Source organism: Anabaena catenula FACHB-362 (assembly GCF_014698735.1).
GTDB lineage: Bacteria > Cyanobacteriota > Cyanobacteriia > Cyanobacteriales > Nostocaceae > Anabaena > Anabaena variabilis_A.
Genome location: NZ_JACJTQ010000066.1, coordinates 1 through 23,084, shown reverse-complemented (window position 1 = coordinate 23,084; position 23,084 = coordinate 1). Strand labels below are relative to the sequence as shown.

The 23,084-nt window shown below is 41.2% G+C and carries 11 protein-coding genes; 10 read left to right on the top strand and 1 reads right to left on the bottom strand.

Annotated features, from left to right (window positions below; translation table 11 throughout):
* Positions 1 to 120: 120 nt before the first annotated feature.
* The 3 genes from H6G68_RS24810 (at position 121) to H6G68_RS24800 (ending at position 5,713) form a co-directional block, all read left to right on the top strand.
* The gene (locus H6G68_RS24810; protein ID WP_190909034.1) at positions 121 to 1,212 is read left to right on the top strand and encodes a GUN4 domain-containing protein; all 1,092 of its coding nucleotides are present in this window, start codon (positions 121 to 123) and stop codon (positions 1,210 to 1,212) included.
* Between the two features lie 217 nt (positions 1,213 to 1,429).
* Positions 1,430 to 3,373: a HEAT repeat domain-containing protein gene (locus H6G68_RS24805; protein WP_190909033.1), complete on the top strand. Its 1,944-nt coding sequence runs from the start codon at positions 1,430 to 1,432 to the stop codon at positions 3,371 to 3,373.
* A 33-nt stretch (positions 3,374 to 3,406) separates the two neighbouring features.
* Complete coding sequence (locus H6G68_RS24800; RefSeq protein WP_190909032.1) at positions 3,407 to 5,713, top strand: pentapeptide repeat-containing protein; 2,307 nt, start codon at positions 3,407 to 3,409, stop codon at positions 5,711 to 5,713.
* Between the two features lie 184 nt (positions 5,714 to 5,897).
* Here H6G68_RS24800 and H6G68_RS24795 read toward each other — a convergent pair whose 3' ends face one another.
* The gene (locus H6G68_RS24795) at positions 5,898 to 6,080 is read right to left on the bottom strand and encodes a hypothetical protein (protein ID WP_190909031.1); all 183 of its coding nucleotides are present in this window, start codon (positions 6,078 to 6,080) and stop codon (positions 5,898 to 5,900) included.
* Positions 6,081 to 6,607: 527 nt separating this feature from the next.
* On the opposite strand from H6G68_RS24795, the gene H6G68_RS24790 reads away from it, so the two are divergent.
* The 7 genes from H6G68_RS24790 (at position 6,608) to H6G68_RS24760 (ending at position 22,988) form a co-directional block, all read left to right on the top strand.
* Positions 6,608 to 10,879 (top strand): nSTAND1 domain-containing NTPase, encoded by a 4,272-nt coding sequence (locus tag H6G68_RS24790; protein ID WP_190909030.1) that lies wholly within the window; start codon positions 6,608 to 6,610, stop codon positions 10,877 to 10,879.
* A gap of 133 nt (positions 10,880 to 11,012) precedes the next feature.
* Positions 11,013 to 15,737, top strand: coding sequence for an nSTAND1 domain-containing NTPase (locus H6G68_RS24785; RefSeq protein WP_190909029.1), 4,725 nt, complete (start codon positions 11,013 to 11,015; stop codon positions 15,735 to 15,737).
* A gap of 48 nt (positions 15,738 to 15,785) precedes the next feature.
* Positions 15,786 to 16,175, top strand: a complete 390-nt coding sequence (locus tag H6G68_RS24780) for a hypothetical protein (protein ID WP_190909028.1) — start codon at positions 15,786 to 15,788, stop codon at positions 16,173 to 16,175.
* Between the two features lie 31 nt (positions 16,176 to 16,206).
* Entirely contained in the window at positions 16,207 to 18,270 is a 2,064-nt protein-coding gene (locus H6G68_RS24775) for a caspase family protein (protein ID WP_190909027.1), read from the top strand.
* A 176-nt stretch (positions 18,271 to 18,446) separates the two neighbouring features.
* Positions 18,447 to 21,797, top strand: coding sequence for an nSTAND1 domain-containing NTPase (locus H6G68_RS24770; RefSeq protein ID WP_190909026.1), 3,351 nt, complete (start codon positions 18,447 to 18,449; stop codon positions 21,795 to 21,797).
* 192 nt (positions 21,798 to 21,989) lie between these two features.
* Positions 21,990 to 22,532, top strand: coding sequence for a hypothetical protein (locus H6G68_RS24765; protein ID WP_190909025.1), 543 nt, complete (start codon positions 21,990 to 21,992; stop codon positions 22,530 to 22,532).
* Positions 22,533 to 22,730: 198 nt separating this feature from the next.
* Entirely contained in the window at positions 22,731 to 22,988 is a 258-nt protein-coding gene (locus H6G68_RS24760; protein WP_190909024.1) for a helix-turn-helix domain-containing protein, read from the top strand.
* Positions 22,989 to 23,084 lie beyond the last annotated feature (96 nt).

Below are 23,084 nucleotides of genomic sequence, written 5' to 3'. Positions count from 1 at the left end.
CAACAGTGCTAGTATGTCAAACATGGGCTGTGTGTGGTTTTCGAGTTGTCGTTGTGGAAGACTATAACTCTACTACATCAGCCCTCTTTTTATACTCTTATTTTGGCTACAGTATTGAAAATGAAAAATATTTTAATTATTGCAGCTAACCCTCCTGCTACCTCCCGATTACGCTTAGAGCAGGAAATACGGGATGTTGAAGAAGCGATTCGGCGATCGCGTTTTCGTGAGCAGTTTAAAGTGGAAATTAGAGTTGCTGCCCGTCCAATTGACATCCGACGCGCTTTACTCGACATTGAACCTCAGATTGTTCATTTCTGCGGTCATGGAGAAGGACAATCAGGGCTAGTTTTGGAAGATGTAACTGGTCTGCCAAAATTGGTTAGTAGCGAAGCGCTGTCGAGCTTATTTCAGCTTTTTGCTAATAGTGTTGAATGTGTATTGTTAAATGCTTGCTATTCTGAGGTGCAAGCAGATGCAATTGTGCAGCACATTAACTATGTTATTGGCATGAATCAGGAAATTCGAGATGATGCGGCGATCGCATTTGCCGTTGGCTTTTATGATGCTCTTGGGGCAGGAAAGTCGGTTGAATTTGCCTACGAGCTAGGTTGTGTTGCTATTCAAACCGCTATACATAAGAATACAACAGGTGATCGGAAATTAATACCAGTTGATGTAGTTGGTGAAAGTCGAACCATTGAGGAACATTTGAAGCCAGTTTTAAAGAGGAAAACACTGACCTTTGACTACACCAGATTGAAAGACCTTTTGAAAACAGGACGTTGGAAGGAAGCCGATAAAGAAACGTTCACTATCATGCTGAGGATTGCTGACTGTGAGGCTAAACAATACCTGGATGTAGAAGATATTCAAAAATTTCCGTCCGAAGATTTGAAAACTATTGATAACTTGTGGAGAACCTATAGCAATAGCCATTTTGGGTTCAGTGTTCAAAATGAAATTTGGAAAAATAAAGAAATTGACGGCAATCCCCATTCAGGTGTGAAAACATTTCGTGCTTTTGGTGACTGTGTAGGATGGCGAATGAAATATACTGTAGATGACAAAGAAGACTACAAGTGGCGAGATTACAACAGTGTGCTGTTTAGCCTCCAAGCTCCGAAAGGACATTTACCTTGGGGAGGATGGGGCGATCCAGGAAAGTTCAAACGCTGGCGACTTGGCTATCTATTTGCCTGCTTTGATTAAAAATCAGTACTCTTTGTGAACAAAAATGCCTCGTTGCACATCATTTAATTCCGGTTTTAAGAAAGCAGATTCTAATCGAGCAGAAATTTTTTCAAAAATGGTTTGAGTAAACGTGCTTTTCAAGTTTAAAAAAATTAACAACATTCCAATTTATTACTTTAGTATATTGGGTTTTATCCTGCCGATGTTTAAAAATTTTTGAAGGAATAAATCTGCTATGGTTACTGTCTATCTTCCGCTCAATGCTACTTGTCCTAAGATAAACTTTGAAAATTATTTTAAAATAGTACAAAATCAAGAGTTTGACTCAAAAGAGTGGGATGAACTAGTGTTCAGATTAGGATTTTGTGGAGCTATATCTGTGCCAATGCTTAAAAAAGCATTGGATGTGCTTAATAAATTAGTTGCTTCAAACAGTTCTGATACTTTTTACATTGAAAGCAATAAACGCTTGTATATTATTAAAGCTTTAGAACAGATTGGCAAAGAAGCAAAGGACACTGTTCCAGAGCTAACTGCTATTTTAGAAGATAAAAAATCAGACGATTACCTTAAATATCTCACAGTTAATGCATTAGGAAAAATCGGCTCGGAAGCGAAATCCGCTATCCCTGGTTTACAGAAGCTTCTCAAAAGTGTTGAAGATTCGGACTCGGTTGTGCAAGTTACTAAAGCTTTAGGATTAATTGGTGAAACAGAGTTTGCAGTTTCTAAGCTTCTGGAGACTATCAAAACAACAACAACAGTGCGTTTAGGAGAGCAAGCAGCTTTAGCACTTGCCGAAATTGTTCCAAACACTTCAGGTATAACTGATAGTCTTGTTGAAATTTTACAAAAGGGCGAAAGCAATGAAAGTCGCGTTAGTGCAGCTTTAGGGTTATTTGCAATTGGAATAAAGTTGGAAGATACAAGCGCTATGCTGGTTGAGATTCTCGAAAATGAACAAAATAGCCCAGTGTTGTTTAGTACAGCACTGGCTTTACTTACAGGTGATGTAGACAAAACAGCAATTGTTACTGCAATTATTAGATCAATAGACTATGTATCTAATGAAGCCGTTGAATGGCAATATTATGATGGAGGCGATGCGCTGCTTGAACTGCAACTAACGGTTGCAAAGATTATTGGCTCAGAGATGAGCGTCGCTGTGCCTGCACTTGTCAATGTCTTAGCAGATAAAACTAAAGATCTACTAATGCGCGAAAGAGCAATTAAAATTTTAGGTGCAATTGGTGAGCAGGCAAACCATGCGGTTCCAGCGCTAATCGAGATTGTTAAAAATAAAAGTGAAGAAATAGCTTTGCGAGAAGGAGCAATTACTACTTTGGGTGCAATTGGCTCTCAGGTAAGGGACATTGTAAATCAACTTACTAGAGTTATTGAGGATGAGCAAGAAAATCTCTACATTCGTAGTGCATCTATTACAACTTTAGGAAAAATTGGTGCTGATGCAAAACCAGCCATTCCTACATTACTAAAGATTCTTATAGAAGACCTTTTAACAAAGAATACTAATACCAAAAATGACGATTATGCTCGAAGAGACTTAGTAATTCTAAGTGCTGAGGCACTGGGTAAATTAGGCGAAACTAAACTTGCGATTAGTTATCTTTTGAAAATTGTTGAAGACAATTGTGAATTGCGTGAACTTTTGACAAATTTTGATGAGACATCTTCAGATGTCTATAACTATAACTTAGTGGATTCCTTTAAACTTAATAGTATTAGGGGGGTAGGTTTTGCTGTTCAGGGAATTGGTATATCCGCAGTTTCTTTCCTAATTACAGCTTTGAAAAACTCAAATTTGCAAAGATTTACAGCCATGCTCGATTTTAATTCGGATCTACAACGACGACGTGCAGCCGTTTATGGGTTAGCCATGATCGGTCAACTACCGAATGAAGCAATTGATATTCTAACTGCCGTTGTAAATAACGAAAGAGAAGATTTAAATGTTCGTCGCCTTGCAGCTTATGCGCTAGAGAATTGTGATGTAGACACACAGGAGTTTTTCGACAAAATGAATCTAGTTCCAGCTAGCAAAGCTACATGTAGAGACGATATCGATTTCTTTGACATTTACCTTGGTTTGTGTATTGGTGTGCCTAAAAATGGTGGAGGAGCACTATTTGAGTGGATTAAAAAAAAGCTAGGAGGCTAAAATTAGAATTTGGCTATGTAAAACTTTTGAATTATGCCAAGCAATGTATTTCAGAAAAATTTTCGCGGCTATTCTTTCAAAAGCCAAGAAATATCTAGTGCAGACTTTAGTCATGCTGACATCCGAGGTGCAGATTTTACCAAAGCAATTCTGATTGGAGCAGACTTCAGCTATGCAACAGCTGGACAACGCCTCCACTGGAGAATAGGGATAATCGGTGCGTCGCTGCTTTTAGCTTTTTTAGCTGGATATGTCTCAGCTTATGCTAGTGGAATTGTTGCTAGTTTAATGGTAATTGATGAAGATCCTGTGGTCTTTTGGTCGAGTATCTTTGCCTTAGCAATCCTGAATGGTTTTATTTTTCTAGCGTGCAGACGAGGATTAGGACTTGCTGTGGGAGTATTTTCTCTAGTCACTGCATTTGTGCTGATTTTGGCGGGAGGTTTAGGTACAACTGATGCAACAGCTGCTGCCATTACACAATCATTGGCGATCGCCGGAGCTATTGCAGGAGCAATTATTGGAGCATTTGCACTGGCAGTACTCCAAACCCTTACTGGCAAAATTGCGCTATTCATTTACGGAATCACCTTCACACTGGGCAGTTTAGCTGGAGGTTGGGAGGGGATTGAACATGGTACAAAACATCTTGTTCAAGGGTTGCCAGTTGTAGCCTTAGTCGTAGTCGCATTATTTAGTTTAAGTTCTTGGATTGGTTGGAATCTATCTAGTTGTAATGAAAAGTATCTACTTGTCTATAAACCAGCTAATTGGATTACTTCTATAGGTGGTACTTGTTTTAGGGGTGCAGATTTAACAGGAGCAAATTTTACAGAAGCTAAGCTTAATAGTACAGATTTTAGAAATTCAACACTCAAGAAAACTTGTTGGTTTCAGGCTAAGAATCTAGAAAAAGCCCTAACCGAAGGAACTTATCTGGAAAACTTAAAAATTCGTGACTTAGTAGTTACTAAAAAAGGTAAAAGCCAACACTTTGAAAATCTTAATTTGAGAGATTTACAGCTTGAAAATGTGGATTTACAATATGCTTACTTGGATGGAGCAGATCTGAGTAGAACAACTTTAGAAAATGCCAATCTCACAGGTGCAAGACTAGCCAAAGCTCAATTATATCAAGCCAATCTCAAAGGAGCTTGCTTGACAGGAGCTTATATTGAGAACTGGGGAATTTCTACAGGTACCAATCTAGATGCTGTAAAGTGCGATTACATTTACACGAAACTCCCTACCGAAGCCGATCCAGATCCCTCTCGCAAGCCGGACAATCGCCAGGAACTGTTTAGAGCAGGTGATTTTACTGATTTTATTGCTCCAATTGTTAAAACGTTAGAAATCTATCAAACTCAAAATCTTGATCCTCGTGTTGTCGGGCGCACGTTTAAAACCCTTGATTTATATCATTACAAAGGTATTGACCCAAGCGCCGCAGCGATCGCCCTCAAACAGTTAGCCGAACAGCACCCAGAAGCAGAACTAAAGTTTGTGGCATTAGAAGGGCGGGGTGAAGAAAAAATTCGACTCCAGGCGAGAGTCACAGGTGAAGCTGATCGCTCTAGTCTGAGTGCTGAATATATTGACAAATATCAACAGATTGCCTCCTTATCATATAGCGACCTACAATCTTTGCTCGCTGCAATGGCAGAGAAAGATGAGCGGATTCGCAGTTTAGAAAATATGCTTATCACTGCGATAAAAAGCGACAAATTTTACATAGAAACTTACTATAGTCTTGGGAATAAAAGTGACAAAGATAAAACAGTTAAAAAAATTCTCATTCTCACAGCTAATCCTAAAAATACAGATAAACGTCGCTTAGATGCAGAGGTTCGTGAAATTGAAACTGGTTTGGAGCGAGCTAAAAAACGAGATCAATTTGAAATTATCTCAAAATGGGCTGTACGCCCTGATGACCTACGGCGTGCTCTACTAGATTATGAACCACAAATTGTTCATTTTTCTGGCTATGGAGCAGCCACTGAAGGATTAGCCTTGGAAAACAAATTGGGGCAAATACAGCTGGTCAGTACAGCATCTTTAGTCAACCTATTTGAGATATTCAAAGATAAGGTCGAATGTGTTCTGCTAAATACCTGCTATTCCGAAACTCAGGCTGAGGCAATTTGTCAGCATATTAATTATGTTATTGGAATGCATCAGCAAATTGGCGATCAAGCTGCTATTGAATTTGCTGTTGGCTTCTATGATGCTTTGGGATCTGGGCGCTCAATCGAGGATGCGTTTCAGCTTGGTTGCATTTCAATTGATTTACAAGGTATTCCAGAATCTCTAACGCCAGTGCTGAAGAAGCACAAGATGTGAACAACAATCTGAAGCTGAATCTACAGGTCTACAGCATTAACGGGAATCTAAAGCAACTTTTACCAAGATATTACTAAAATAAGTCAAGTTAATAGCGATCGCTTGCTATTGTCGATTTCACTTTATGCCAATTCTATCAATTGATTGGGAGCAATTAAAACTGGCGTTAACTCATTTTTATTATCTAAAGTTGCTTCAGTCGAAGTTCTGTGGGGCCTCTAAGGGCTACACCTTGGTTTGTATTAGGGTTCAACTTAAATCTTGAAACTCCACCAACAGTTTCTACCCAAATTGGACAAGCTTTGAAGCCAAAACCAAGGGTTTGGCTGCCATTAAAGGAGATTTTTGTATCTACATTTTTTTTCACATAAATTTTTGAACTTTTTTAATGCAATGTGAGTCATTTTTAGATCATCAAAGACAGATGCAGGCGCAACGGGGACGAGACAATGCTCAAACCCTTTTTGAGGTTGAGCAGATACCAAGCGATAATCAAATCAGAAATATTTTGGATGAGATTGCAGCCAGCATTCTGTTTCCCATATTTAATTGGGTCTATGAGTCACTGCAAGCAGGGGGATATCTAAAATCCTATCAATGTTTGGGGGTCATGGTCAGAAACATCTATCCAGCATCCTCGTCATCCTCAATTTATTAGCGTTTCTGTTTCATAATTGTTGCCTATCACCTTTATCAAACGCAAGAATCACAACAGATGAAAGCAAGGCGAATTTTACAATATCTCATCTTTAATCACAATTAATATATACATTTCTGGCTTCGTTTGTAAATTATTTATACCAATGAAATCAAACATTTGCTGTAAGTGGTTATAATCGGTCGGTTAGGGTGCTGGACAAGGCGAAAAATCGAATAAACCAAGGACTCACACGAATGCAGTGGGAAGAAAACAGGACGAACTTTGATCGCAACTTGGCAGTAGTCATCGGCATTAATCGCTACAACAGTAACGGTATTCACGATCTGAAAACAGCAGTTAGCGATGCTAGTGCCATTGCTGACCTTTTAGAGAAAGAATACGCCTACAAAAAAACAGATATCATTCGACTGTTTGACGGCGAAGCAACGCTGACAGGAATCGAAGACCTACTTTCTCACACCATACCCAATCAACTTAAGCCAACCAGTGGCGATCGCCTGATTTTCTACTATGCAGGTCATGGAATTCCTCGTAACAGCAAAGACGGGCCATCAGGATATTTGGTACCGCAGGATGCTGACCTAAACAAAGCAGATTCTTTCCTATCTATGCAATACGTGTATGAGCAGTTAAGCCAACTAACTTGCCATCACTTGCTGGTAATTTTGGACTGTTGTTTTGCAGGGACATTTCAATGGGCAGGCAGTAGAAAACTGATTCGCATTCTAGAAACCGTTCGTAGAGAACACTACGATCGCTTTATTCGCTTTCCCGCTTGGCAAGTTATCACCTCCTCTGCTCATGACCAGGAAGCAATGGACGTAGCCCTCGATAATGTTGTCTTGGCAGAAGATAATCGGGGAACTGTTACGAACTCCTCACACTCTCCCTTTGCTCTAGCGCTGATTGAGGGATTACAAGACAATCGAGCAGATTTGATTCCCGATGGTGTAATTACTGCCCATGAACTCTACCTCTATTTAGAGCAACGAGTGAGTAAATTATCCGAAGAACGCCAAAAACCTGGACTTTATCCGTTACGACGAGAGTATGACAGGGGTGAGTTTATTTTCACGAAACCAGGATTTACACGCGACCAACTCAAGCCTGCACCACCCCTGGATGAAAACAATAATCCTTATCGCGGCTTAAAATCATTTGATGAGAAACACGCAGGGTTTTTCTTTGGTAGGCAGGTTCTGATTGAAGAATTAGTAAAACGTCTCTTGGTGCCTAATCAGCCGCTTGCGGTAGTGCTGGGAGTTTCAGGTTCAGGTAAGTCAAGTTTAGTCAAAGCAGGGTTAATTCCTTATCTACGAGACAAGCAGGCAAAGCAGTGGTATATTCTAGAACCGATGCGACCTGGTGAGTTGCCTTTTACATCCTTGGCAAGAGTACTCCTGCCTGTTGTCAATGCCAATCTCGTTGAGCAATTGTCTCAAGTTAGTTTTTTGGATGAGGCGCTCAAGCGAGTGCTTGAATCTAAGACCCAAGCAGATCAGGATTTGGGTAGGGCAGATCAAGCCAAGCCAGAGAGCGATCGCCCTTTCCAAATGAATGAGATTTTGATTAAAGTTGCACAGTCTTGGTGTAGTGCGACTCCAGAAGCAAGGTTGCTGCTGGTTGAGGATTACCTTGCCCAGTTAGAAACTCTCTGTCGTCCAGAAGAACGGCAATTATTAGTCCATTTCCATGACGAGATTTTAGCTAGACTCGATTCCTTGCTTGGGCATCTCCAGCAAGATCCGCAGTATCTCATAGCTGCGATCAAGACATGGAGCCAGAATCATCCTAATATCAAGCTTTTGTTGGTAATTGACCAGTTTGAAGAGCTAATTACGGCAAGTCATGAGGGTCAGACAGATAGCCAAGGGAGCGAGCAAACTGGAGGCGAGCGCACCACTGAAGCAAAACAGTGGCAGCCGTTTTTGGAACTGTTGCGAAAAGCGATCGCTGCTTGTCCTGAAGAATGGCGTGTGGTACTAACACTGCGTTCTGACTTTGAACCGCGTTTTCTCGATTCACCGCTGAAATCGTACTGGAAGGATGGGCGGTTTCCGGTACGAGCGATGAACTCAGATGAGTTGCGACAGGCGATTGAGGGGCCAGCCCTGAAGCAGGCGTTGTACTTTGAGCCACCGGAGTTGGTGGGCAAGTTAATTGATGAGGTAGGGCAGATGCCGGGAGCATTACCACTGCTCTCGTTTACCTTGAGTGAACTCTATATCAAATTGCGCGATCGTTGGATGAAGGATAATGCAAGCGATCGCGCTTTACGAATTAAGGATTATGAAGAATTGGGTGGAGTGGCAGGAGCGCTGACTCGTCGGGCAACCCAGGAGTATGACAATCTCGTTAAAGAGTTTGGCGAAGCATCAGGCAAGGCATACCAAGCCACGATGCGACGGGTGATGCTGCGGATGGTGACAATTGAGGGGGGTGGAATTGCACGGCGACGAGTGCCGGAGTCTGAGTTGGTGTATCCAGATTCGCAAGAGAACAAGCGTGTCGGGCTGGTGAGCGATTATTTAGTTAAAGCTCGTTTGCTGGTAAAAGGACAGGAGACAGGAGAGCCTTACGTCGAGCCGGCTCATGATTTCCTGGTGCGGGGTTGGGACAAATTACAGAAATGGATTAAGGAAGAACAGGAAGACTTGACTTTGCAACAACGTTTGACTCCTGCTGCCCTTGATTGGAAACATGGCAGAGGGATGCTTTGGATTGAGGAAGTTGCTCGTCTAGCTAAATTGGAGAAGGTGCTTGAATCACAGACAGATAACTGGCTCAACAAATTAGAGAAAGAGTTTGTGACACGCAGTATTCAAGAAAAACAAGACCGGATCGAGAAGTTGGAAGAAGATTTACGAATCTCTGAAGAACGCCGAATAGCAGCAGAATTAGAATTAGGAAGTGTCATTGCATCCCGACACTTTGAAATTGAAAAGAGTTTAGATTCATTGTTACTAGTTATGCGGACAGCGAGAGAACTGCAAAATTGGAAAACCAATAATAATCCACCTTTACAAAGCTATCCAACTGTTAGTCCTCTGTTCACTTTACAAACTATTCTTGACAATATCAACGAGCAAAATCGTTTAAATGTATCTGAAGATGATGCGATTTGGCAATTCTTAGGGTACGACGTGGGCGAGGAGGTAGATTTAGCTCTATCTCGCACCGAGCCTGAAAAACTCCATAGATTTGATAATCCCAATCAACAACACTTTATAACACTAGATACTAACGGCAAATTTAAGATTTGGGAATTACCAAACCAACTAATTGAAGAACCTCATCAAGTAGAAAATAACAGTATTTCTAATATTTTGTTTAGTCCAAATGGAGAATTTTTTATTACGATAAGTAGTAATAGTGTAGTATTTTGGAATTTAACAGGATATATACTTGGAAAATTTACTAGCAGACTAGCCTATATTGTCTCAAAATTAATTTTTAGCCCCAATTCACAGCAAATTGCTCTTTTAGAAAGAATAGATGGAGGTGCAGATACACAGTTTTTGCACTTTTTTCAAGTGTTGAAAGATACAGGTAAAGTTATTCAAATTGGTGAAGGAGGTTATCGAGGATACTTTGGAAGAATGCGCTTCACTGAAGACAGCAATTATCTAATTACTGGAGCGCACAATCAAATTCGCTACTGGAATCTTAAGCCTAGATTACAGCTTCGGCTATCCCCTATTGGATGGTTTAACGGTGAGATGTTATTGATGAAAGAAGAACTGGAAAAAGATATCTACAGTAGTGTACGGCAGAACCTTTATATAGAAAAACTAAATGACGGCAAAGTTAGATTTCACAAAGGATATAAAGAAATTTTAGAATTGGAAAATAATCCAGATTGGTTTAAACAAGCTTTTATAACTTCTGACGAAAAAAAGATCGCTACTTTGGGAAATGATGGAAAAGTGAGATTTTGGAATCTTGATGGCAAACAAATAAACAGCTTAAAAGAGATTCAGTTAGAACACTATCAAAGTGGCAACCAAGTAATTTTTAGTCGAGATGGACAGTATGTTGCTGTTATAAAAAATAATGGTATTTATATAGTAAATGTATTAAATCAAAAAACGATAGGTAATATTGATGGGGATAGTTTTAGATTCTCAATAAGTGTTAGCTTTAGTCCAAATGGGCAGCGTATTGCTACTGTTGGTTCGGATCGGATAGTACGACTTTGGGATTTAAGAGGACGGCAACTTGCTGAATTAAACTTAACGAATCCACAAGTTTCCTCCATTCTTGGTACTTATTTTGATACCGGGGATGGAACCGAGCCAGTGATTGGTTTTATCCATGATGGTAAAAATTTAATCATCGCTGTAGGAGAAGGTCAAAATATACCTTTATTTTGGAAAATTGAAGAATTAGAGGATTTACTCAAACGTGGTTGTCAATGGATGGATGAATATCTGAGGAATCCCACAGCGAATATCAGTGAAGAAGAACGCAGATTATGTAAATATATTAAAGCTTCTCAGACGTAAACAGTCGGAAAGTAGGCAATGAATGAAGTGTAGGCAGTTGAAGTGCTTGTAAGCAAAAAAGGAGCGGCAATCGCCTTGATTCCACTGGAATTTTAGTTAGATAACCGTGTTAACAGGCAAGGCAGTTTCATAAATGAATAAATTTACACACAACTTAGCGATCGCCATCGGCATCAACCAATATCAGAACGGCATTGCCAAGTTGAATACGGCAAAACCTGATGCTGAGACACTAGCAGATATATTAAGAGACGATTACCAGTATCAAGTTGAACTCATTACTGATGCCGATGATACTGAGCGTAAGCCGACACGGAACGAGCTTGAAAACCTGCTCACTAAATGGTTGCCAGAAAAACTCCAGCAACCTGCTGAAAACAATCGCCTGCTCTTCTACTTTGCCGGACACGGAATGGCTCTTGAAAGCGACGATGGGCCGAGAGGATTTCTGCTGCCCCAGGATGCTAATCCCAAAAACCCGGAAACTTTCCTGTCCATGCAAGTACTACACGATGCCCTCATTGCCCTACCCTGCCATCACCTGATCGTTATCCTTGACTGCTGCTTTGCCGGAACCTTCCGTTGGGCAAGTACCCGCAAACTTATCCCCATTCCCGAAACCATCCACAGAGAACACTACGATCGCTTCATTCGCTATCCCGCATGGCAAGTCATCACTTCTGCTGCCCACAACCAGGAAGCCCTCGATTTTTTGAGCGATAAGCGAGGCATTAGCCAAAAGTCTCAGGGAAAAAAACACTCGCCCTTTGCTGAAGCCCTATTTGAAGCATTACAAGATGGCGAACCGGATGAAAAAGGCAGACGGTACAAAAAAGCAGACCTGACCAAAGATGGAGTTATTACTGCCCCCGAACTATATCTTTACCTGCGCGATAACGTAGAAAATCGTTCTAGCGATCGCCAAACCCCCGGACTCTATCCCTTAAAAAAGCACGATCGCGGCGAGTACATCTTCCACGATCCAAACTTTGACCCTCTAAGTCTGAGCAAGGCAGACCCCATCGATGAAACCAACAATCCCTATCGGGGACTAAAGCCCTTTGAAGAGGAACACGCACGCTTTTTCTTCGGCAGGCAAGAACTCATCGAAAGTTTGTATGCCCGGATTGCGGCACCAGACCATTCACTGACCGTTGTTTTGGGAGTCTCCGGCTCTGGTAAATCCAGCTTAGTCAAGGCGGGGCTGATTCCCTACCTGAGAGAATTGTCTAAGCCGAACAACAACCTCAATCAATGGCACATCCTCAACCCCATACGTCCTGGTGAATCGCCGTTCGCTGCTTTAGCCAGAACCATTTGGGCGATCGCTGATCTGCCTACCACAGTCCAACTCGACTCGCTGGGCTTCCTCAGTGAAAAGCTGAACCAGAAAATTAAGGAATTACAGAAAATTGCTGAGGCTTCTAAGAAACAGGGAGAAACCAGCCGTATTACGCAACGCTTAAAGCTGGAAACTGAAAAATTTACCCAAATTACTGCAATCTGGAATCAGAACAGCCAAACTGCCAATCAGTTATTAATTGTAGAACATTTCGAGACACTCTATGCACTCTGTTCAACTGAAACAGAGCCAGAATCCGAACAGCAGCTGCAACTCAAACAGGTCTTCCTGGCTTGTCTCCATCCCCTAACAGTGCAATTGCAATCCGTTTCCAATTGCTTTGTTGAAATAGTTAAAACCTGGATTCAGAAGCATCCTGGTGTCAAATTATTGCTAGTAATTGACCAGTTTGAGGAGTTAATCACCCTTGGTCGCAAAGCACAACCCAATCAGCCGAGTGACGCTCAGGAAGAATGGCAACAGTTCTTGCAACTGCTAGAGACAACTTTAGCAGCAACCCTCCCCCAACTCCGCATCATCGTCACGTTACGCTCCGACTTTGAACCCCGTTTCCTGAACTCCGAAGCCCTCAAGTCCTACTGGACGAGAGCTAGGTTTCCAGTACGCGCCATGCGCTCAGACGAATTACGACAAGCGATCGCGGCTCCTGCATCCGAAATGGCACTCTATTTTGAACCAGCTAACTTGGTTGATCGCTTAATTGACGAAGTGGGTCAGATGCCTGGAGTATTGCCCCTGCTCTCCTTTACCCTCAGCGAGTTCTACATTAAACTTGTCCAAAAATGGAGAAATAAAGAAACTAGCGATCGCGCCTTAACGATTGATGCTGACTTTGACAAGGAAGGTGGCGTAGCTGGCTCCCTGACTCGAAAGGCGAATGAGGAATATAACAAGATTGGCGATGAATTGGGTGTAGCTGCCCAAATTACTATGCGCCGAGTCATGCTGCGAATGTTAACTCTTGAAGGTGGAGAAACTGCACGGCGACGAGTGCCTGAGTCTGAATTGGTTTATCCTACTAAAGAGGAAAGTGATCGGGTCAAGCAATTGATTGATCGCCTCGTTGAAGCTCGCCTCCTTGTTAAAGGACAACTGGAAACCGGAGAACCATACGTTGAAGCTGCCCATGATTTTCTGGTACGTGGCTGGGGAACATTGCAGGACTGGATTGAGGAAGAGAAAGCAAAAGAAACTCTAGAACTCCAGCAGCGATTGACCGCACAGGCAAATGATTGGGCTAGAAATCAAGGTCCTTTGTTGCCGGATGGCGATCGGCTCAATCAGTTAGAAAAGATCCTGAAATTATCTGATAACTGGTTAAATCACCGAGAAAAGGAGTTTATTGAGCGCAGCATTGAGTACAGAGACATTCAACGGAAACAAGCTAGACAACTGCGGGTAAATGCACAACTGCGAGAGAAAGCAGCTAATATTTTAGATTTGCTTCCTGCACAACCTCTAAACGGCCTAGTTCTGGCAATTGAAGCAATGGGTCAGAATTGTGAAGAATTGCCTGATGAAATTCTCAGCCCGGTTCAGTCTAGTTTATTTGAGGCGATGAAGGTAGCGCGAGAGCGCAATGTTATCAGAGGGCATGAGAATTTTTTTGTTCAATCAGTCGCCATCAGCGCTGATGGACAGACTATAGTTAGTGGCAGTCAAGATAAAACAGTGCGATTGTGGGATCGCCAGGGCAACCCCATTGGTCTAACATTCCAGGGGCATGAGGCTGAGGTCAGCGCAGTTGCCATCAGCCCAGATGGACAGACTATAGTTAGTGGCAGTTGGGACTCAACAGTACGGTTGTGGGATCGGCAGGGTAACCTTATAGGTCAACCTTTTTATGGGCATAACAGTATTATTATCGCAATTACTATCAGTGCTGATGGACAGACCATTGTCAGCAGCAGTGCTGATAGGACAGCACGGTTGTGGAATCGGCAGGGTCAATCTCTTACTGAACCTTTCACTCATGAGCAGTCTGTCACCTCAGTTGCCATCAGTGTTGATGGGCAGACCATAATTACTGGCAGTGCTGATGGGAAGGTGCGGTTGTGGAATCGGCAGGGCCAATCTCTTACTCAACCTTTCGGTCATGAAAAAGAGTCTGTTAATTCAGTTGCTATCAGCACTGATGGGCAAATTATTGCTATTGGTAGTAGCGATAAGACGGTAAAGTTGTGGAATCGGCAAGGTGAACTTCTTGCCCCGCCTTTCCAAGGTCATGAGGAGTCTGTTACCTCAGTAGCCATCAGCACTGATGGACAGACCATCATCAGTGGCAGTAATGATTGGACGGTGCGGTTATGGGATCGGCAGGGTAGCTTGCTTTCTCAACCGTTAAGGGGACATGAGCTTGGTGTTGTTTCAATCGCCGTCAGCGATGACGGGCAAATTATTATTAGTGGCAGTGCTGATGGAACAGTGCGGTTATGGGATGGGCAGAGTCAACTCCTTGGCAATTCTATCCAAGACCATGAAGATGAGGAATGTATCACCTCAGTTGCGCTCAGTGCTGATGGGCAAATTATTGCTACTGGTAGTAATAATGGGACAGTGCAATTGCACAATCAACAGGGTAATCCAATAGGTAAGCCTTTTGAAAGCCACAATACTTATGTTACCTCTGTTGCCATGACTCCAGATGGGCAAACCATCGTCAGTGGTAGTTGGGATAATACAGTGCGGTTGTGGAATAACCAGGGAAACTCCATAGGTCAACCGTTTACGGGACATGAGCTTGGTGTTACCTCAGTTGCCATAACTCCAGATGGGCAGACTATCGTCAGTGGCAGTGCTGATAAGACAGTACGGTTGTGGGATAGGCAAGGCAACCCACAAGGTATGCCCTTTCTCGGTCATGAGCATATTATTGATTCAGTAGCCATTAGTGCTGATGGGCAAGCCATCGTTAGTGGTAGTGAGGATAACACACTACGATTGTGGGATAGGCAAGGCAACCCACAAGGTATGCCCTTTCTCGGTCATCAGGATACAGTTACCTCAGTTGCGATCACTTTAGATGGGCAAATAATTGTCAGTGGCAGTCGCGATCGCACACTACGATTATGGGATAGGCAAGGTAATCCTATCGGTAAACTGTTCCAAGGACATAAGGATACAGTTACCTCAGTTGCGATCACTTTAGATGGGCAAATAATTGTCAGTGGTAGCCGCGATCGTACAGTACGGTTATGGGATAGGCAGGGCAATCCTATTGGTCAACCGTTCCAAGGGCATAAGGATACAGTTACCTCAGTGGCGATCGCTTCGGATGGACAAATTATTGCCAGTGGCAGTGATGATGGAACAGTGCGGTTATGGCGGGTTGGCAATTGGGAAACCTGGTTGCAAATTGTCTGCGATCGCCTCCGCTACCACCCCATCTTCAAAAATCCTAAATCAATTGAAGATATAGAACAGCGCAAGATTGCGATCGCAGCCTGTGAAACTTGCCGAAAATATGTTTGGAGTCAGAAAGATATCTCAGTTTAGACAATGAAGGAGAGCGAAAAATTTTGGGGGGCAGGGGTACGGGGGTAAATGAGCATCCATTCCGAAACTTACGCTAAGGACTTAATGACCTGTTTTCAACATCATTTTCACTGTCAGTTTGATTTAGTAGGGGTAAGAGCGCCGCAATCAGCTATTAGCCTTTACCTAGAAGACCTCTACTTAGCTTCGGAACCCATCAAATTCCGTGCCAGAGTCATTAGTCCTAATCCAGGATTAGAAAAACTCAAAGCAGAGATTACATCTGTTTCCCAAGAAGGCACTGCACTACATCTGAATTTTGAACAGCAGGAGCAAGAATCGGTACTGGTTGTTGATGATTTAAAATCAGGACTTTACCGATTAAAAGTGCAGACAGAAAATACAGATCCAGAAGCTCCAAACCCTGTTCACGACCTGTTTGAAGTAGCAAGCAAATAATTTCTGATAACTGAGTATAGGAGATGTTAGCATGACTGACCAAACTAATCCAATACCCAAGTTTCATGCTTTGTTAATTGGAGTTGATTGCTATCTACCCAATAGATTATCTGATGGCAGTTCTTACAGAAATCTCAGAGGATGTGTGCGGGACATCAATCACTTAGAAGCTTATCTGCTCAATACACGGCCAGAAACGCAAATTTTAAAGCTGACAGCTTCTAATGTAGATGGTTCAATTACACCAAAAGAACCACCAAAGCAATTGCCTACCTATATCAATATAGTAGAGAAGTTTCAAGAATTGAGTAGAGTAGCTGAGAATGGTGATTTTGTGTACATTCACTACTCCGGTCATGGTGGGCGTACAAAAACAAAATACCCCAAACTGAAAGGAGATGATGGAGTAGATGAGGCGCTAGTTCCTACTGATATTGGCACGAAAGAAGGACAGTATTTCCGCGATATTGAATTGGCACACATCTTAAAAAAGATGGTGGATAAAGGGTTAGTCGTTACTATTGTTTTGGATAGTTGCCATTCAGGAGGAGCAACCAAAGGAGTTGACTCAGATATCCGAGGCTTGGATGTTGTTGACGAAACGCTGCGACCCATAGAAAGTTTGGTTGCATCATCTGAGGAATTGGTAGCAACTTGGGAGAGTTTAACCAAAGGAACTCGCAATGTTACTGCTGCTAGCGGTTGGTTGCCTGAGCAGCGGGGTTATACTTTATTGGCTGCCTGTCGGGACAATGAGTTTGCTTACGAGTATGCTTTTGACGGTAAGGAACGCAACGGAGCATTGACTTACTGGTTGCTAGATTCTTTGAAGAAGCTGGGTACTGGAGTCACCTATAAGGTACTTCATGATCGCCTACTAGCCAAAATCCATAGTCAGTTTGAACGGCAAGTGCCGATGCTGCAAGGAGAGAGAGACCGTTTAATTTTTGGTAGTAACTCTGTCGATTATCAGTTGGCTATCCCAGTTATACAAGTTGATTTAGCCCAGAAGCGGGTACAGTTGCAAGCGGGGGAAGCAAATGGTGTTCTCAAGGGTGCAGAATTTGCTATCTATTCACTAGGCACAGCAGATATAAAGCAGACTAACAAACGAGTAGCATTAGTTCAAATTACAGAACTCGGTGCAGTGGACTCCTGGGCTGAAATTAAACAAGTGTTGGGAGAAAATCAGGTTGAGAATATTGAGCAGGGGGCTACTGCTTTACTGTTGCATCCGAGTGTAAAACTTGTCCGCAAGGTGCGTCTGTTGCCAACAAAGTCTGCATTGCCAGAGCTTGAAATAGCAAAACCAACAGTAGAAGGCAATGCTTGGATAGAGTTTGTGTCTGGCGATGAAAACAGCGATGAAGCCGTTGCTTATCAGGTGTCTGTTAACGAAAAAGGTGAGTATGAGATTCTAGATCCAGGTGGCAAACCGATTGCTAATTTGCAACCTGTCCTGAAAGTCGGTGATCCAGATGCAGCAGCTAATGTAGTAAATCGTTTGGTGCATCTATCTAAGTATCAAGCTGTTTTGCTACTTGACAACAATGACCCCGTGTCAGCTTTGGCAGGAAAAATCAAAGTTGAACTGTGCAAAGCGGGTGACAATCGTGAACTAAAGCCATTCGATAAATCTGGCAAGATACCAACACTCAATGTCGATGAATTTGCTTATCTGAAAATCCGCAATGAGTCTTCTCAAACACTTAATATTACTGTACTTGCTATCCAACCTGATTGGAGCATTGGTAAGCTTCACCCCATTGGTGCCGACTTTGTAATTTTAGAAGCAGGACGCCAAATTAAACCACCTATCCGTTTCCGTACCAGTCTTCCAGAAGGCTATCAAGAAGGTGCAGATGTCCTCAAAGTTTTTGCAACAGTTGCAGGTACCAGTTTTGACTGGCTAAAACTACCAGCGTTAGGTGAACATCGAACAGGAGTAGAGGGAAGACGACCAAGTAATCCACTCGAAGATTTAATAGCGGCTATTAGTGACGAAAATCCTGCAAATAGAAATGTGAGTCCGGCTGCTTATCCTAGTGATGAATGGACAACAGAGCAGGTAAAACTTATTGTCAAAAAAATCTAGGTACTCAATGTAAATGTGCTAGTTTGTGTGTAGCAGGTTTTGATGCGTGAGTACATTTCAATAGAGTTAGTGTTCTAACAATTGCAGCAGTTAAGCCGCTTAATTAGTTAATTGTCTAGGGATGAACTAAAAATTCACTCCTGTTCAAAATTACATCAACAAGTTGAGGATAACTGATGATTTGGAGTAACGACAGAACTGATTTTGACCGCAATATAGCCGTGATCATTGGGATTAATGACTATCGAAATGGTATTCACCCTCTCTCAACACCTATTAATGATGCTACGGAACTGGCTGAGTTATTGGAAACTCAATATGAATATCAAAAAATAATTCGCTTCTTTCCTCCACACAATGAAGCAACCCTAGAAAATATTAACAAACTACTAAAAGAAACATTACCAAATCAGATTCGACCAACAGAAGGAGATCGCTTAGTTTTTTACTTTGCTGGACACGGTATTGCCCGTAATAGTGAAGATGGTCCAGCAGGTTATCTGATTCCTCAAGATGCCGATCCAAGAGATCGCGATACTTTTCTTCCCATGAGGGATGTAAACGCAGCACTCTCTAAACTCGATTGTCATCATTTGCTGGTAATTTTGGATTGTTGTTTTGCTGGTAATTTTCGTTGGTCGAGTAGCAGAAATGTCATTCCAATTCCAGAAACGATTCACCGTGAACATTATGACCGCTTCATCAGATGTTCAGCTTGGCAAGCCATCACTTCCGCTGCTTATAACCAAGAAGCACTTGACTTTTTAAGCGATTTGCGAAACACAGATCAAAACTATTATCACTCACCTTTTGCTTTAGCCCTAATTGAAGGATTAAAAGATAACAAAGCAGATTTAACGGGAGATGGAGTAATTACAGCCCCTGAACTTTATTTGTATTTGCGTGATCGCTTGGTAAGTAAAGATGGAATCAGTGAATTGCAAACTCCTGGGCTTTGGCCTTTACAAAAGCATGACAGAGGCGAGTTTATTTTTACACTACCCGGGTTTCAAAAAGAGCAATTAACACCAGCACCACCACTTAATGAAAATAACAATCCCTATCAAGGCTTGAAGCCGTTTGAGGAAAGACATTCTCATTTATTTTTTGGCAGAGAAGAATTGGTTAAAAAACTAGTAAAGTTTGTGTATGAGGAACAATTAACTATAGTATTGGGTGCTTCTGGTTCTGGTAAATCTAGTCTAGTAAAAGCAGGACTAGTTCCCAATTTACGGAATAATCAGACAGACAATGAAAAATGGTACATTCTAGAACCCATGCGTCCTGGAGAATTTCCTTTTACTACTTTAGCAAGGTCAATTCTCCCGGTAGCTGATGAGACTCTCCTGAGCGAAGTAAATCAATTTCAGTTTATAGATAATATTTTTGACTCAGACATAGAAACAGAAAAAATTCGTAAAATTGCAGAATTGTGGAGAGGTGCTGAATCTGAAAAAAAACTATTGCTAGTTATTGATTATTTTAACGAACTTAATACTTTATGCTCTCAGCAAAAACAACGGGAACAATTATCAAATTTTAATCAAAAAATTTTGACTTGTTTAAATGATCTGAGTAACGAACTAAAGCGAGATACTCAGCATTTTACTAATCTCGTAAATCAATGGAGTCAGAGTTCGAGTAGAACTAATTTTAATCTTTTACTAATAATTGACCAGTTTGAAGAGTTAGTAACCTTAAATCAAAACATTCAAGAAGTTACACAAAATAACAAAAAGCAGAAGCGGCGAAATTTTTGGAAATCGCCTGATCAAGAAAGCAAGCAACCAAATAAACAGCAAGAGTGGCAACAGTTATTAAAGCTTTTAGAAGAAATTCTGACAGCAAATCTTCAAAAATTCCGAATTGTCGTGACTTTGCGGTCTGATTTTGAACAAAAGTTTCGCGAATCAGATGTTTTTAAGTCCCATTGGAACAAAGCTCAGTTTCGAGTAGAAAATATGCATCTGGATGAGTTAAGGCTGGCAATTGAAAGACCTGCTTCTGAGATGGCATTATACTTTGAACCACCAAATTTAGTAGATAGACTGATTCAAGAAGTAGGACAAAATCCAGGAACTTTACCTTTACTGTCTTTTACTTTAAGTGAACTATATATTAAATTTGCCGAAAAATCTAGAAATAGAGAAATTACTGATCGCGCCATCAGAATAGATGCTGAGTTTGAAACCAGAAGCGTAGCAGGCTCCTTGACACGAAGGGCTAATAAGGAATACGAAAAATTAGATGATACACAAAAAGCTACCATGCGGCGCGTAATGCTGCGGATGATGACAGTTCAACAGGATCAAGAGTCAACACGACGACGAGTGCCATTATTAGAATTAGAATACGCAGACGATACAGAAAATGAACGTGTCAAGCAAGTTCTAGAAGTTCTTAATAATGCTCGTCTTATTGTTGGTGGACAGGAAACAGGAGAACCTTATGTAGAACCAGCTCATGATTTATTAGTACAGAAATGGGATAAGCTAAGGCAGTGGCAAGAGGAAGAGAAGGAAAAAGCAGAAAAGCAGGAAAAATACTCTTTGCAACTGCACCGAAAACTGACACTAGCCGCCTTCGAGTGGAGAAGTAAGGAGAAGCAGCCACAATTCCTTTGGAATTATAACCCATACCTTAATGTGTTAAGGAAGGAACTCAAATCTTCTAATAATAGATTTAACAAAATAGAGTCCGACTTTATTGAAAAAAGTATTAAACAAAGACGAAATAATCGCCTCAAATTTATTGGTTTTGGGTTTATTCCTCTTGTCGCTTTAACAATATTTATAGGATTTGTTACTACCAGAGAAATAATAATTAGTCAGTTGAGGAGGACGATTGAGCAAGCTAAGGGACAAAAAAATAGCCCGACAAGAATTCTAGCACTCCAAGAATTGGTCAAGCTTGGTGTCCCCCTAAATAGTATTCAACTTGCTGGTGCCGACCTTTCAGGTGCCGACCTTTCAGGTGCCGACCTTTCACGTGCCGACCTTTCAGGTGCTGACCTTTCAGATGCCGACCTTTCAGATGCCGACCTTTCACGTGCCGACCTTTCACGTGCCGACCTTTCACGTGCCAAACTCCCTAATAACCTCCAGGCTGCCGACCTCTCTGATGCCAACCTTACTGGTGCTAAGTTTGGATCTTTTGGTGTCAACCTCAATTATGCCAAGCTTACTCGTGCCAACCTCACTGGTGCTACATTTGGATTTAGCGCCACCTTTATATTTACCGACCTTTCAGGTGCCAATCTTACTGGTGTTGACTTTTATGGTGCTTCTTTCACTTTACCCAACCTCAAAAATGCTGAATTTGGTTGTGAAATATTAAACAATGTAAGATTTGGATTTAGCAACAAGCGATGTACCAATCTTAGCCGTGCCAAATCTTTAGATCCTACAGACATTAAGGCTGTTAAAAATTGGCAACAAGCTTGTTATAGTCCAGAATTTCTAAAAAAATTGGGCTTATCACCTGACAATAGATTAGAGTGTAAATCGCTCCTTGGTCTTGGTTTCTGAAGTTTAGACTAGTTCCCGATGTTTGCAGATCGATACAGGTATACATCAAATTTTACCCTCACCGATCTGAAAATTGAACATTGGTCTTTTAGTACATTTCAACTAAGTGAATCACCAGAGCAATAAAGGATGCAATCGCATCCAGTAATAGACAAAAGAAGAAGATCCATAACTTATTAAAAGTTGATTTCTATGAACAGTAAAAATGTAAGTAGTCAGATGCATAAAAGATTTCATATATTAGATGAAATGATCGAAAAAGGTTATATAGAAACAATAAAACCGAAGGTTAAGTGGTTGCCTTCATTGTGTTTTAGTCCTAAGAAAACTTCTGAATTCAATCATGCTACTCAAGAAATACAAAAAGAGTTTAAGAGAAATATGTTTTCTATTTACGCATTCTTTTTATCAGGATATGCTTTTACTCAAACTAAATTGGAGAAAGATTATTTCATAGTTGCATCTATTTACTACAGCATGAATGCTGGCATTTATGCTATTATATCAAATCCCATGTTAAATATAGCTATAGGATTAAGTTTTCAAACGGTAATGAGTCAAGCTTTTGTTTTTAGTCGTTATTATCAATATAATACTTATGATAGATGCCCTAGCAATAGAAGTGTATTTTCAACTATTTGTTTACTATTGATTTATGGTTCTATAGCACAAATACCTGCGATGATTATTTATATTTCTTTAAAATTTATCTATACTTTTATAGTAATAAAGTAGGTAAGTATATCAACCTTAAAAAACGTAATTCCCAAATCCCCGAATTCTCTAATAATTCTGGGATCTATCTCCTAAACATTTTATGTTTAATTATGTTGACCTGATTTGAAAATATCTCTTCTATTTTCATCCCTACTGGTGTACGCAGTTCCTACTCCCTTCCCAGTGTAGAATTAGACGTAAAGTAGAGAGGAGTTTATGACTAGATCAAAGCAACTAAGTAAAAGAAGTTTTGAAGAAGAAGAGTGGCAAAAATTATTTTACAAATATCAACAACAATATATAAGAAGACGGTTAGAAGCAATCAAGTATCTACATGATGGTAAAAGCAGACAAGAAGTGATGGATAAACTTGGCTGTGCAAGGCAGAGCTTAATCACTTGGATTGATAAGTATTGTCAAGGGGGGCTAAAGGCACTAGTCACACCAATAAAGTCTAAAAGAACAATACTATAGCCAAATTACGAGGGTTAAACGGCTGTAGAAGCATTGTGAATACGACCAAAAGAGGTGAGTTTGGCAAAAATCTGGGATAATAAAATAGGCTCAGGC